The sequence below is a fragment of the Mycobacterium farcinogenes genome (assembly GCF_019739075.1).
GTDB classification, from domain to species: domain Bacteria; phylum Actinomycetota; class Actinomycetes; order Mycobacteriales; family Mycobacteriaceae; genus Mycobacterium; species Mycobacterium senegalense.
Genome location: NZ_CP081673.1, coordinates 1,704,876 through 1,718,162, shown reverse-complemented (window position 1 = coordinate 1,718,162; position 13,287 = coordinate 1,704,876). Strand labels below are relative to the sequence as shown.

Annotated in this window: 16 protein-coding genes; 6 read left to right on the top strand and 10 right to left on the bottom strand. The window is 67.4% G+C overall.

Annotation, left to right across the window (positions count from 1 at the left end):
• The first annotated feature begins 60 nt into the window (after positions 1–60).
• A complete protein-coding gene (locus tag K6L26_RS08075) occupies positions 61–1,302 on the top strand; it encodes an aminodeoxychorismate synthase component I (RefSeq protein WP_221852907.1) in 1,242 nt (413 codons plus the stop codon).
• Here K6L26_RS08075 and K6L26_RS08070 read toward each other — a convergent pair.
• Both K6L26_RS08070 and rsmI read right to left on the bottom strand, forming a co-directional pair.
• On the bottom strand, positions 1,291–1,656 hold the full coding sequence (locus K6L26_RS08070; RefSeq protein WP_221852906.1) for a hypothetical protein: 366 nt from the start codon (positions 1,654–1,656) through the stop codon (positions 1,291–1,293). The genes K6L26_RS08075 and K6L26_RS08070 overlap by 12 nt on opposite strands.
• 62 nt (positions 1,657–1,718) lie before the next feature.
• The gene (rsmI, locus tag K6L26_RS08065) at positions 1,719–2,555 is read right to left on the bottom strand and encodes a 16S rRNA (cytidine(1402)-2'-O)-methyltransferase (RefSeq protein ID WP_221852905.1); all 837 of its coding nucleotides are present in this window, start codon (positions 2,553–2,555) and stop codon (positions 1,719–1,721) included.
• A gap of 24 nt (positions 2,556–2,579) precedes the next feature.
• On the opposite strand from rsmI, the gene K6L26_RS08060 reads away from it, so the two are divergent.
• A complete protein-coding gene (locus tag K6L26_RS08060; protein WP_085143072.1) occupies positions 2,580–4,130 on the top strand; it encodes a dolichyl-phosphate-mannose--protein mannosyltransferase in 1,551 nt (516 codons plus the stop codon).
• A 99-nt stretch (positions 4,131–4,229) separates the two neighbouring features.
• Entirely contained in the window at positions 4,230–5,069 is an 840-nt protein-coding gene (locus K6L26_RS08055; RefSeq protein ID WP_065064539.1) for a type IV toxin-antitoxin system AbiEi family antitoxin, read from the top strand.
• A gap of 59 nt (positions 5,070–5,128) precedes the next feature.
• On the opposite strand, the gene arcA is transcribed toward K6L26_RS08055, so the two are convergent.
• Entirely contained in the window at positions 5,129–6,337 is a 1,209-nt protein-coding gene (arcA, locus tag K6L26_RS08050; protein ID WP_019346372.1) for an arginine deiminase, read from the bottom strand.
• Between the two features lie 33 nt (positions 6,338–6,370).
• Between arcA and soxR the strand changes: the two genes are divergently transcribed.
• Together soxR and K6L26_RS08040 are read left to right on the top strand one after the other, a co-directional pair.
• The gene (gene soxR, locus K6L26_RS08045) at positions 6,371–6,802 is read left to right on the top strand and encodes a redox-sensitive transcriptional activator SoxR (protein ID WP_036394420.1); all 432 of its coding nucleotides are present in this window, start codon (positions 6,371–6,373) and stop codon (positions 6,800–6,802) included.
• A gap of 34 nt (positions 6,803–6,836) precedes the next feature.
• Positions 6,837–7,433: an alpha-ketoglutarate-dependent dioxygenase AlkB gene (locus K6L26_RS08040; RefSeq protein ID WP_221852904.1), complete on the top strand. Its 597-nt coding sequence runs from the start codon at positions 6,837–6,839 to the stop codon at positions 7,431–7,433.
• 6 nt (positions 7,434–7,439) lie between these two features.
• On the opposite strand, the gene K6L26_RS08035 is transcribed toward K6L26_RS08040, so the two are convergent.
• The gene (locus tag K6L26_RS08035; protein WP_076214464.1) at positions 7,440–8,114 is read right to left on the bottom strand and encodes a DUF5642 family protein; all 675 of its coding nucleotides are present in this window, start codon (positions 8,112–8,114) and stop codon (positions 7,440–7,442) included.
• Between the two features lie 47 nt (positions 8,115–8,161).
• On the bottom strand, positions 8,162–8,842 hold the full coding sequence (locus K6L26_RS08030; RefSeq protein WP_221852903.1) for a DUF5642 family protein: 681 nt from the start codon (positions 8,840–8,842) through the stop codon (positions 8,162–8,164).
• 174 nt (positions 8,843–9,016) lie between these two features.
• Between K6L26_RS08030 and K6L26_RS08025 the strand changes: the two genes are divergently transcribed.
• Complete coding sequence (locus K6L26_RS08025) at positions 9,017–9,721, top strand: envelope biogenesis lipoprotein LpqN (protein WP_221852902.1); 705 nt, start codon at positions 9,017–9,019, stop codon at positions 9,719–9,721.
• On the opposite strand, the gene K6L26_RS08020 is transcribed toward K6L26_RS08025, so the two are convergent.
• The 5 genes from K6L26_RS08020 to K6L26_RS08000 all read right to left on the bottom strand — a co-directional run bounded on the left by K6L26_RS08020 (position 9,711) and on the right by K6L26_RS08000 (position 13,284).
• Positions 9,711–10,574, bottom strand: coding sequence for a shikimate 5-dehydrogenase (locus tag K6L26_RS08020; protein ID WP_221852901.1), 864 nt, complete (start codon positions 10,572–10,574; stop codon positions 9,711–9,713). The genes K6L26_RS08025 and K6L26_RS08020 overlap by 11 nt on opposite strands.
• The gene (locus tag K6L26_RS08015; RefSeq protein ID WP_064898914.1) at positions 10,571–11,572 is read right to left on the bottom strand and encodes an acetyltransferase Pat; all 1,002 of its coding nucleotides are present in this window, start codon (positions 11,570–11,572) and stop codon (positions 10,571–10,573) included. The genes K6L26_RS08020 and K6L26_RS08015 overlap by 4 nt, the downstream gene beginning before the upstream one ends.
• A 32-nt stretch (positions 11,573–11,604) precedes the next feature.
• Positions 11,605–12,339: a molybdate ABC transporter substrate-binding protein gene (modA, locus tag K6L26_RS08010; protein WP_435405363.1), complete on the bottom strand. Its 735-nt coding sequence runs from the start codon at positions 12,337–12,339 to the stop codon at positions 11,605–11,607.
• A gap of 118 nt (positions 12,340–12,457) precedes the next feature.
• Entirely contained in the window at positions 12,458–13,012 is a 555-nt protein-coding gene (locus K6L26_RS08005; RefSeq protein ID WP_019346382.1) for a hypothetical protein, read from the bottom strand.
• Positions 13,009–13,284: a hypothetical protein gene (locus tag K6L26_RS08000; RefSeq protein ID WP_080989632.1), complete on the bottom strand. Its 276-nt coding sequence runs from the start codon at positions 13,282–13,284 to the stop codon at positions 13,009–13,011. The genes K6L26_RS08005 and K6L26_RS08000 overlap by 4 nt, the downstream gene beginning before the upstream one ends.
• Between the last annotated feature and the right edge of the window lie 3 nt (positions 13,285–13,287).

The window sequence follows — 13,287 nt, the reverse complement described above, 5'->3', positions numbered from 1 at the left end:
CGCTTTCACGCGGAAATGGGCAGTTTTGCGTCTGCTCGCGGGAGGAAGCAAGCTAGGTCCATGCGGATCGAGCGGCTCGGCGCGCTGGGCGAGGGCCCGGCGGTGCTACGCGGTGTCGCCGCAGCCGCCGTCCACGCCGGCCTGCCACCGCCCGCAGCGCTGATCGGCGAGTGGTTCGGATCGCGCGCAGTCATCGCACCATCGGTCCACGTGACCCCCGTGAGCCCCCACGCCGCCTTTCCATGGACACCCGGCGACGCCGGCCCCACCGCCGTCGGGGGCGGCTGGTTCGGTTACCTGTCCTACCCCGACCCCGGCGCCGGCGGACGCGGTCCCCGCATCCCGGTGGCGGCCGGCGGCTGGTCGGACTGCGTGCTGCGCGAGGACGCCGACGGGATCTGGTGGTTCGAAAGCCTCAGCGGCGCAGCTTTTCCCGAATGGCTTGGGAAGCTGGCGCCCATCGAACCAGCCCGCTACCACATCACCTGGACCCCGCCCGATCGCGCCGAGCACCGCCGCGGCGTGCTGGCCTGCCTGGAGGCCATCGCAGCGGGAGAGGTGTACCAAGCCTGTGTGTGCACCAGATTCACCGGCCGGATCGACGGCGACCCGATCGACTTCTTCACCGAGACAGTGGCACGGACCGCACCGGCGCGGGCCGCCTATGTGGCCGGGGATTGGGGTGCGGTGGCCTCGCTGTCACCGGAGTTGTTCCTGCGCCGGGCGGGCACCGCGGTCGCCTCCAGCCCGATCAAGGGCACGCTGCCTTCCTCGGCCGACCCGGCCGCACTGCTGGCCTCAATCAAGGATGTCGCCGAGAACGTCATGATCGTCGACCTGGTGCGCAATGACCTGGGGCGGGTGGCGGCCACGGGCAGCGTGACGGTGCCCGAACTGCTCGCCGTGCATCCGGCGCCGGGTGTCTGGCACCTGGTGTCGACGGTCACCGCCGAGGTGCCGGTGCACGTGCCGACCAGCGCGCTGCTCGACGCCACCTTCCCGCCGGCGTCGGTGACCGGTACTCCGAAGCGTCGAGCCCGCCAGCTGCTGCAGCAGTGGGAGCCGGCACGACGCGGAGTCTATTGCGGGACAGTCGGTTTGGCCTCACCGGCGGCGGGCTGTGAACTCAATGTGGCGATCCGCACGGTAGAGGTCGGCCCCGACGGGTCGGCGGTTCTCGGCGTCGGCGGCGGCATCACCGCCGATTCCGACGTGGACGCGGAATGGGAGGAATGCCTGCACAAGTCAGCGTCGATCGTCGAGTTCTCCGGTCGGGCCCAACCGCTTTCGTCAGGAGGCTGAGTCGGGCGCGAGTGCCGACCCCCACATCGCGACCCGCGCGTTGAACGCACCGATGTCCGGCGACTCGGGGTGCCAGGCCGAGACATCGATGGCGACGGGCACGAAGCTGTTGCCCTCATAGATGGGTACCGCCGAGTACATCTGAACCTTCCCCTCCCGGATGAGGGAAGCGACGATGTTGAGATCGACATCCTGCTTGGCCGCCGCCGAGCCGACCGGGCAGTACACCACGTTCTGAACGTGATCCGGCCCGCCGAATTCGGCCGGCGTGAGAAACACCCGCTCCAATTGCCCCTGCGCACAAAGCTGTTCGGCCTTTTCCGCAGAATCGACCATCGAGAAATCCACACCCATCTCGCCACCCTAACCGCCGTTTCGCACCCTCAGACGCACCAAATCTGCGGCGGAAGGCGGGCCTAATCCCGCGCGCGCAACACCGCGTCGTAGAGGTCACGCCGCGACGGCGCCCCCGGGTTCGCCGCGATCACCTGCGCGCAGGCGTCTTTGACCCGGATTCCGTCAGCCACCAGTTCCTCGACCTCGGCGACCAGGGCGGGCAGTTCGACGGTCGGGGTGCCCCCGGCCAGCACCACGGTGATCTCCCCCAGCACGCCGTCGGCGGCCCATTCGGCGAGTTCGGCCAGGCTGCCACGACGGATCTCCTCGTGGGTCTTGGTCAGCTCGCGGCACACCACGGCGCGTCGCTCCGGACCCAACACGTCGACGGCGTCGCGCAGCGTCTCGGCCAGCCGGCGCGGCGACTCGAAGAACACGGTGGTGCGCGGTTCGGCGGCCAGGGTCTGCAGCCAGGCCAGTCGCGCGGCGTGCTTCCGCGGCGCGAACCCCTCGAAGCAGAACCGGTCCGAGGCCAGCCCGGACACCGCCAGTGCCGTCGTCACCGCGGAAGGGCCAGGCAGGCAGGAGACCGGTAGATCCGCCTCGGCGCAGGCTGCCACCAGGCGGTAGCCCGGGTCGTTGATCAACGGCATGCCGGCATCGCTGACCACCAGCACCGTCGCCCCCGCCGCGATCTCGGCGACCAACCCGGGTACCCGACCCGCCTCGTTCTGGTCGAAGAAGCTCAGGATCCGGCCCCCCGGCTGGACACCGAGCGACTGGGCCAGGGCACGCACCCGCCGGGTGTCCTCGGCCGCCACGATGTCGGCCGTCCGCAGCGCCTCGACCAGCCGCGCGGAGGCATCAGAGGGCAGGCCCAGCGGCGTGGCGCCGATCAGTAGTTTGCCGGGTGTCACGACCGACAGCCTACGATCGCTTGCGTGACCGCCACCGCCACCGAATCGACGACGGCTGGTCGCTCGGTCCCGTTGATCAGCCCGGCGCCGCTGATCCCGGCCCCCGATTTCGGGCCGACGGACCGGCTGCAGGGCTGGCTGATGACGGCGATCATCACCGCGCTGGCAGCGATAAGCCGCTTCCTGAACCTGGGTTCGCCGACCGATGCCGGCACACCCGTCTTCGACGAGAAGCACTACGCACCGCAGGCCTGGCAGATGCTGCACAACCACGGCGTCGAGGACAACCCGGGCTACGGCCTGGTGGTGCACCCTCCGGTGGGCAAGCAACTGATCTCGATCGGCGAGGCGCTGTTCGGCTACAACGGGCTGGGCTGGCGGTTCTCCGGGGCGCTGTGCGGTGTGGTGACCGTGCTGCTGGTGGTGCGAATCGCGCGCCGGATCAGCCGCTCCACCCTTGTCGGCGGCATCGCCGGGCTGCTGCTGATCGCCGACGGGGTGAGTTTCGTCTCGGCCCGCACGGCGCTGCTGGACGTGTTCCTCGTGGTGTTCGTGGTCGCGGCGTTCGCCTGTCTGATGGTGGATCGCGACGACGTCCGCCATCGCATGCACATCGCGTTCATGGAGGGCCGCATCGCCGAGACGCCGTGGGGTCCCCGGCTGGGTGTGCGATGGTGGCGCTTCGGTGCGGGCGTGCTGCTGGGCCTGGCCTGCGCCACCAAGTGGTCCGGGCTCTACTTCGTGGTGTTCTTCGGCGTCATGACGCTCGTGCTCGATGCGATCGCGCGCAAGCAGTACCACGTGCCCGGGCCGTGGCGGGGCATGCTGCGCCGCGACCTGGGGCCGGCCGCATACGTCTTCGGGTTCATTCCGTTCGCGGTGTACCTGGCGTCGTACGCGCCGTGGTTCGCCTCCGAAACCGGTGTGGACCGCCACGAGGTCGGCCAGTCCATCGGCGAGAACAGCATCATCCCGCTGCCGGACGCCCTGAGGTCGCTGTGGCACTACACCTATGCCGCATACCGGTTCCACGCCGGGCTGACCAACGCCGACGGCAACCACCATCCGTGGGAATCCAAACCGTGGACGTGGCCGATGTCGTTGCGTCCCGTGCTCTACGCGATCGACAACCACGATGTGGCCGGCTGCGGCGCGCAATCGTGTGTGAAGGCCGTGATGCTGGTGGGCACTCCGGCGATGTGGTTCGTCGCGGTGCCCGTGCTGCTGTGGGCTTTGTGGCGGGCCGTGGTACGCCGGGACTGGCGCTACGGCGTGGTGCTGGTCGGCTACTCGGCTGGTTTCCTGCCCTGGTTCTTCGACATCGACCGGCAGATGTATTTCTTCTACGCCACGGTGATGGCGCCGTTCCTGGTGCTGGCCATCGCGCTGATCCTCGGCGACATCCTCTACCAGCCCAAGCAGAACCCCGAACGCCGAACACTGGGCCTGCTGGTGGTGTGCTTGTATGTGGCGCTGGTGATCGCCAACTTCGCGTGGCTCTACCCGATCCTGACCGGTATCCCGATCTCACAGTCGACCTGGAATTTGGAGATCTGGCTGCCTTCCTGGCGCTGAAATTGCACACAGGGTCGTGCGATCGAGTTGTCCACAGCCCTGGACGCAATCTCAGGAATGACGGCAAGTTTTGTCGGTCTCGGGTTCCAGCATCACCGCATGAGGGACGTCTTTATCGGCAGCGAACTGCTCAGGCGCGGGGCCCTGACACGCGGCCAGTTGAGGTGGAATTACCGGCCGATATTCCCAGACATCTACGTGCCGAAGTCGGGACCACTTCCCCTGCGACGCAGGACTGTCGGTGCCTATCTGTGGTCAGGTCGCAACGGCGTGATCACCGGCCGGGCGGCCGCGGCATTGCACGGTGCGCTGTGGGTAGCCGACGGTGCACCGGTAGAAATGCTCTGGCGCAATGGCCGCCCGCCGGATGGCATCGTCGTTCGCAACGAGCGGATCGATCCCGAGGAGATCACCGTCGTAGCCGGCCTGCCGGTGACGACACCCGAGCGGACAGCCTTGGATCTCGCGCGCCATCTGCCCCGAGACCTGGCTGTTCAGAACCTCGACGCGCTGGCACGAGCCACCGGAGTCAAGGCAGCCGACGCCCTGATCCTCGCAGAACGCTATCCGAGAGCCCGGGGGCTGCGTCGGGCCGAAGTCGCACTCGATCTGATGGACGGCGGTGCCCAATCTCCGAAGGAATCCTGGCTTCGATTGGTCCTCATCGACGGTGGACTTCCGCGGCCGCGCACACAGATCCGGGTTACCGACGGATTCAACGAAGCCTTCATCGACATGGGCTACGACGAGCCGATGGTCGGAGCCGATTACGAGGGAAAACACCATGCCACCGACCGCCCGCGGTACGTACACGACATCGGCCGCAACGAGTTGATCGCACAGCAGGGGTGGATCGATATTCACGTCGTGGTCGAACACAGCAGGGCATTCATTTTGCACCGGATGCGCGAGGCGTTGAAATTGCGCACAGGGTCGTGAAATCGCCTAGTCCACAGCCCTGTACGCAATCTCAACGGCAAAACGGCACACGCCCAGAGCTAGAGCAGGTCCCGCGCTGCCGGGCACGACATACAGCGTGGGCCGCCGCGGCCGGTGCCCAGCTCGGAAGCCTCGATCGACAGCACTTCGATACCCGAATCAGCCAGCCGGGCATTGGTTTCCGAGTTGCGCTCGTAGGCCACCACCACACCCGGCGCCAGGGCAAGGGTGTTGTTGCCGTCGTCCCATTGTTCGCGTTCGGCGGTGACGGGATCGAGCCCGGTATCGATCACCCGCAGTTCCTCGATGCCCATCGCGTCGGCCGCCGCCACCACGAACGGCACTTCGTCGTCGATCCGGATCCCGGCCTCGGTGCGGTGAATGGTGAACGCCGACAACGAGTCCACGATGTTGGGGTACATCACCACCGCGTCGACGTCGACCATGGTGCACACGGTGTCCAGGTGCATCTGGGCGCGCTCCTGCCGGATCGGCACCGCCAGCACGGTGTGGGCCAGGTCGTCGTCGAACAGGCTTCGCGCCAACGCCTCGGCGCCGGCCGGCGTGGTCCGCTCCCCCACACCCACCGCCACCACACCGGGCCCCAGCAGCAGCACGTCGCCGCCTTCGACGGGTGCTGAACGGGATTCGTAGGCCCGTCGGACGCCGAGGAACCGTGGATGGTGGGCGTAGATCAGGTCGGTCAGCGAGGTCTCGCGCACCCGGGCCGGCAACGCCAGGGAGGTGATGGCCACGCGCGGGCCGATCCAGAACGACGAATCACGGGTGAACAGCAGATTGGGCAGCGGCTCGATCACGAAATCACCGCCGTGGTGCATGAGCCGCACCAGCGACAGCTCCGCTCCGTGGAACGGCACTTCGTTGAAGGTCATGCCTGCCATCAGGATGTGGGCCAGTTCCACCGGCGGCAGGCCGCGCAGGTAGGCCGAAAGTTCCTGGGCCAGTGGCACACCGAGGCGACGCGCATCGACGGCCGCGGAGATGCCGTGCATCCGCGCGGCCCCACTGTGCGCCAGCGCCTCGGTCAGCAGATCTGCCAGCAGCAGCACCTCGACGCCGCGGGAACGCAAGACGTCGGCGAAGGCGTCGTGTTCGCGCTGCGCCTTGGCCACCCAGGGCAGGCCGTCGAACAGCAGGGCGTCGTTGTTGCGGGGCGTCAGCCGCTGCAACTCCGGGCCGGGCCGGTGCAGGATGACGGCGCGCAGGGTGCCGACCTCAGAGTTGGAACCGAACACCGCAGTCTCCACCTCATGACGTTAACTCAACTATGGTTGAGGTGTATGGAGACGCACGAGTTAACTCCTGGCGAGATGTCGCTGCGCAGCGGCGTGGCGGTGTCCGCCCTGCACTTCTACGAGCGCGAAGGCTTGATCGCCAGTCGCCGCACTTCCGGAAACCAACGCCGCTACGCCCGCGAGACGCTGCGCCGGGTGGCCTTCATCCGGATGTCGCAGCGCCTGGGGATCCCCCTGGCCCGCATTCGCGAAGCACTGTCCAGCCTGCCCGATGACCGGGTACCGACCAGCAAGGACTGGGCCAAGCTCTCGGCCGGCTGGCGTCAGGACCTCGACGACCGGATCCTGCACCTGCAACGGTTGCGCGACAACTTGACCGGCTGCATCGGCTGCGGCTGCCTGAGCCTCAAGACGTGCCTGTTGACCAACCCCGGCGACGTTCTCGCCGAGCGCGGTCCGGGTGCCTCTCGCCTCTAACGCAGTCGAACGTCTGTGCGATACACTCGCGCGCATGGAGCTGGCGTTGCAAGGCTCACTGTTCGAGCACGCTGAACGTCGTCGACTCGGAAACGGCGCCTGGGTGGAACTGCGCTCGGGCTGGTTGCCCGATGCCGACTCGCTGTTCGAGGAGTTGATGGACGGGATCCCGTGGCGATCCGAGGAACGTGAGATGTATGACCGGGTGGTGGCCGTGCCGCGGCTGGTCAGCTTCCACCACCTGATCAACGAGCCGGCGCCGCACCCCCGCCTGAAACAGATCCGACGCAGGCTCAACGACACGTTCGGCGGTGAACTCGGAGAACCCTTCACCACAGCGGGGCTCTGCCTGTACCGCGATGGCAATGACAGCGTGGCCTGGCACGGTGACACCATCGGCCGCAGCCGCACCGAGGACACCATGGTGGCCATCGTCGGCCTCGGAGCGACAAGGGTTTTCGCCTTGCGCCCGCGCGGTGGTGGCCATGCCCTGCGGCTGCAGCACCGCCACGGCGATCTGCTGGTGATGGGCGGTTCGTGCCAGCGCACCTGGGAGCATTCGATACCCAAGACCACCAGCCTGGTGGGGCCGCGGATCAGCATTCAGTTCCGTCCGCAGGACGTGCGCTGAGGCTCGCTAGCCTCTTACATCGGCGACCGCGGCGCTGAGCAGATCACGAGCCCGCTTGTCGTCCACCGGCGCCACCGGCTTGCCCGGCTCCACCAACGGATTGGCGGTGACGATCACCATGAAGGTGTCGAAACTGGCGACGTAGTTGTACAACTCACCGGTGCGGGCCTGCCCGCCCATCATCGTCTGCACGATGCGGTGCGTCCCGGTGGTGCGCGCCCCCTCGATCTGAGGGGCCTCGACCACGTCCACCTGCCCGCGGACCCCGGGCCCGAGGAACTTCACCTTTTTGCACGCGTCACCGGGGTCGTTCACCGGGACCGGTTCGGAGGTCTCGACGGCCAGCACGATGAACCGGTTGCCCGCTCCTTCTGCCGTGGTGGCCGCCATGTTGCCTTTGAGCCCTTCCGGCAACGACTGCCCTTCGGCGAATTTCGCACAATCGGCGGGGTCGACCTTGACGCCGGGCGGCATCTTGTGCGGCGCCAGCATTTTCGGGTCGATCCCGGTGGGGGCCACATCGGTGACCTTGAACTCCGGGCCGAAGGTGGAGCGCACCTTGGCGACGTTGGCGATGTCCGCGTGGGCGGAATCAGACTGGTCCGATTGACCGCAGGCGACCAATCCGGAGGCGCAGGCGAGGACGCCGGCGCAGGCGAGTAACACGTTGCGGTTCCACATCGCTGTCAAGATACCTGGGGCACGTCACCATTCCCGGCAGTGCCGACTCAGCCGCGTAACGCCGAAACCGTTTTCACCAGCAGGTCGGAAGCGAACGCGGGGTCGAGCGCAGGATTCGGCGAGCCGGGATCGGTGACGACGCTGACGAACACGTGATAACCATCGCCCAGATCGGCGGTGAACGTGTCTGCGTGGGACCTGGTTTCGGTGCCACCTTCGACAATCGTGGTGACGGCCGTCGACAGCCCCGACGTTTCCGCACCCTCGATCGGTGGAGCCGCGGCAGCGGTGACGGTTCCGACAGAATGACCACCCGAAACACTCCACTGTCCGCACTCTGGTTCACGGCGATCGGAGAACAGGCCCGGAGCCAGCTTCGACACTCCCGCATACACAATGCCGCCGGGGCCCGACGCCGACCAACCCCGCGTCGGCTCGACTTCGCGCGCTGCCAGAGCCCCGCACTCCGGCGGGTCGGCCTTCCAGTCCGGGCCGAAACCCCACAGCGATATCGGGGTGGCTTGCGGATCGATGGACACCACCTCGTAACCGGGCGGCAGGTCGTGGCGGACCCGGTCGATGCGGGCCGGGTTGACCGTGACGGAACTGCCTGCGGTTGCCGAGGTCGACGATGTCCGCGCCGGTTCCGGCGCCGACCTCGACCCGCACCCCACCCCGCAAACCAGGGTGCAAGTCAGCAGGACCGCCGCGACGGCGAAAGGGCGCACGGCGTTTTGATACCACAGTCCGCGAACGGCCGAGGCCGCCCCGCCCGAGCGCCCGGAACATTTCACTGGGCAAAAGTCGGGGTGCCGTACTCCGTCGACTCGCAGCCGTCGACCGGCAAAGCGTTTATCGTGCCAGGTGCGCCTCACCGAGGCGGTGAACCGATGGGAGGACCGATGAGCAGGTCAACGAGGGCCGGCCGACTGGCCATCGCCACCACGGTCGCGCTCGCGGTCATGTTGACCGCCTGCGGCAGCAAGACGGTGTCCGGCACCGCGACGGGAGCGAACGGCGCCGGGCAGACAGATTTCGCGCCGACCACCACCAGTGCCGCTGAGACGAACCCGCCGACCGCCGGGCACCAGTACACGATCGTCGATTACATCCGTGACAACGGCATCATCGAAACGCAAGTGCACCGCGGTGATCCCGGCACTCCCTCGGTTGACATACCGATTCCGGAAGGGTGGGCGGATGCGGGATCGGCGCTACCCGAAGGGGCCTGGGGCGCAATAATATCCACCGATCCGGCGGTCGCCGCGGATCCACCGTCGATCATCGTGGTGATGTCCAAACTGACCGGCAACGTGGACGCGGCCAAGATCCTGGAATACGCCCCGAACGAGATCAAGAACATGCCCGGCTACGAGAACCAGGGCGATGGGTCGGCTGACGAGATCAGCGGATTCGAGGCGTACCAGATCGGCGGCACCTGGGTGAAAGACGGCGCGACCCGGTTGGTCGCTCAGAAAACCGTAGTGATTCCCGCGGAGGACGGGTTGTTCGTATTGCAGTTCAACGCCGATGGCACCGAGGACCAGATGGGGCCCCTGATGGACGCGACCGCGGCCATCGACGACCAGACGGTGATCACACCGTAGCCGGCTGCCGGGAGTAGGCCGATGCCGCGGCCACCTGCTCCGGCGTGGGGCGCACACCGGTGTAGCGCTCGAATTGTTCTGCCGCCTGCAACGCGATCACCTCTGCGCCGGTGATCACCGGCAGCCCGACAGCCCTGGCGGCGGTGATCAGCGGGGTTTCGGCGGGCATGGCCACCACGTCGACCACTGCACTCGCGGCCTCGATCGTGGCCGGTTCAAAGGCGCTGCGGTGTTCGTCCGGACCATCTGCCATCCCGATCGGGGTGACGTTGACCAGGATGGGCGCCGTCAGTGCGCCGACCTCGGGGGCGTAGTCGTAACCCAGAGTCTGCGCCAGGGCCCGCCCGGTCTCAGGGTTACGCGCCACCACTGTCCCCGAGTGAAAGCCCTTGTCCCGCAATGCCGCCCCGACAGCTTTGGCCATACCGCCGCTGCCCCGGATCAGCACCGCATCGCTGCGGTCCAGCCGTTCGACGAGTTGTTGCACCGCCAGGTAGTCGGTGTTGGAGGCCACGAGATGGCCGCCGGGAACCGACAGATCGTTGACGATGGTGTTGACCGCGTCGATCGCCAGCGCCGACGGTTCGATCTCGTCGACGAGGGCCATGACGTCCTTTTTGAAAGGCATGGACACCGAGCAGCCCCGGATGCCCAGCGCACGCACCCCGCCGATCGCCGCGGCGATATCGGTTGTGGTGAAGGCCTTGTAGAGGTAGTCCAAGCCCAGTTCGTCATACAGATAGTTGTGGAAGCGGGTGCCGATGTTGCTGGGCCGCGCCGCCAGCGAGATACACACCCGGGTGTCTTTGTTCAATTGCGGCCTGCGACCGCGGGCCGTCAGTGGCGGTGTCACTGACTCACCGCCCGGATCACCTGACGCGTCACGTCTCGGATCTTCGCCGCCAATTCGGGTTGCAGGCTCAGCGTGTCGACAGCGGGTACCGCGACGTCGGTGAGGACCACGCCCAGATCCTCACGCTCCCACACTGCCCCCAGCCGGTCCAGGATGCGCCGCATGGCGTAGTTGTCACTGAGCACCCGGGCGGTGAAGCGTTCGATACCAAGGTAATTCGCCGAAACCACCAGCGCGTCCATCAGGAAGGTGCCGATCCCGCGGCCTTGATAGTCGTCGCCAACGGTGAACGCCACCTCGGCCGTCGTCGCATCGTGACCCTCACGGACCACGCGGGCATCGGCCACGACCGGCCCCAGCGCCCCCTCGGTCATCACCCAGACGAAGTGGTCCGCGTAGTCGACCTCGAACAGATACTCCAACAGGGCCTTGGTCGGCTTACGCACGGATTGGAACCGCCGGTAGAGCGTCTCGCTGGAGAACTCGACCGGCCCATTCAGAGTGCGCTCGACGTCGCCGGGCAGGACGGGCCGTAGATAGAGCCAGTCGCCGTTGCGCAGCTGCACCGGGATGGGTGTGATGAACCCGGCCAGCCGCTGCCGGGCGATGCGCACCAGCCGGTCGAACATGCCGGGCAGGTGCAGGATGACCTCGAACGCGTCACGGTCACCGACCCAGCCGGACACCGGCTCCAGCGCTGTCACCGTCGCGGTGCGCGCCGCGTCGCGCAGGAGCGCGATCTCACCGACGATCAGGCCGGGTTCCAGGTCCGCGACAACGGCCTGCCCGTCGGGCCCGGCGTGGACCACCCGGGTGCGCCCCGAGGCGATCAACATGAAGGTCAGTGCGGGATCGCCCTGCCTGATCAGCACCTGACCGGGCACTGCCGACATCGGCCGCAGCAGGGCGGTCAGCGGCGCCAACACGGACGGTCGACATCCGGCGAAGAATTCCAGCGCCGCCAGGTCGTCGGCGCTGATCTCGGTCAGATCGGCCACGGTCCCAGGCTACGGCGCTGTCGCGGGCGCGGTCAGGGCTTGGCGAATCCGGCCTTGGCAAGCGCTTTTTGGCCGGCCTCACCGGTCACCAGCTCGACGAAGCGCTGCGCCAACTGCGCATGGCCGGAATCTTTGAGTACGGCGATCGGATAGGTGTTGACGGCCTGAGCGGCCTCAGGGACGGCGACGCTGGCGACCTTGTCCTTGGCCCCGGCCGCGTCGGTGAGGTAGACCAGGCCGGCGTCGGCCTGTCCACTGGTCACCTTGCCCAGCACGTCGGTGACCGAGGTCTCCTCGCTGACCGGAGCCAGCGTCACTCCGGTGGCCTTCTCGACCTTCTCGGTGGCGCCGCCGCACGGGACGGGAGGTGCGCACACCACGACGCTGACGCCCGGTTTGGTCAAATCGGCAAAAGATTTGATGCCCTTGGGGTTTCCCGGCGCGACGACGATGGTCAGCGTATTCGAGGCGAAGTCGACCGGGGCGCCCTCGACGAGGCCCGCGGCTACTGCCCTGTCCATGTTCCGCACGTCGGCCGAGGCGAAGACGTCGGCGTCGGCCCCCTGGGTGAGCTGGGTGACCAGGTCAGAGGATCCCGCGAATGAAAACTCCACCGAGCTGCCGGGGTTGTCGGTCTCGAACTGTTCGCCGATCTCGGTGAACGCCGATTTCAGCGAGGCCGCGGCGAACACTGTGATGGACTCGCCCTCGGCGGTGGTGCTGCCGGCCGAGTCGCAGCCGGCGATGAGGGCGGTCGCGGCGACCACGCTGAGCGCCAACGCGAGCGTGCGGACTCGGTTCACGGTTGTCCCTCCCGGGTTTCCACGATCACGGTCGCGGCCTTGACGACCGCGACGTCGATCCAACCACCAACCGCCGTCCCGGTCACACCGAGAAGCGGATGGCGGCGAGCTCGAGGGCCTTGCCCTCGAGCCGTTGGCCCAGATAGATCTCGGCCTGGATCAGCCGCTCGCAGTGCCACCGGATGTCCTCGGCGTGCTCCCGAGACGCCGTGTAGCGCACCGCCATCGTGTTCACGTCGATGCGGCGGGTGTCGCGCACCTTGAGGTTCTCGGAGACGGCGAACCCGTCCTCCTCGGCGGCCGCAATAGCCTCCAGCACCTGCCCCACGGCCAACCGGATGTCACGGCAGCCGTTCTCGGCGATCTCGGAGGCTTCACGCTGGATGTCGCCTTGCTTGCGAACCACCACGGCGTCGGCACTGACCTGTTCACTAGCGACTTCACTGGCGGTTCCCGACCACTCCGCCCCACCGGGCGCGCAGACATTCTGCCGATGCCACTCGAACAGTTCCTCGGACTCGGCCGCCAACTGCCGCCAGCGCGCGGCAGCGTCCGCGAGATACGTTGTGTCCCAACTCTCCAACTGAGAGCGAGTCAGTGCCCCACCCAACGGACCGGCAGCGGCTACGTCATTCACATCAACTCCGCCAGGCCCCCGGCGTGTTGTTCATCGATCGCGCCGTAGCGATGTGCGGCGGCCGACAGGTAGCCCGCCTGCGCCCGGACCCGACCCGACTGAGTGGCCCGCGCGGTGATCACCGCGTCATCCATCGCCGCGACGCCGCTGCTGCTCGGATAGCTCCCAGCATCCGGGCGGGCAGGCGGTATCCCCAATTCGGTAGCGATCACCTCACTGCTAGTGGCCCCCGCACGAAGCGCCCCCGGGTCCACTCTCAGATCGTTTGCCATAGC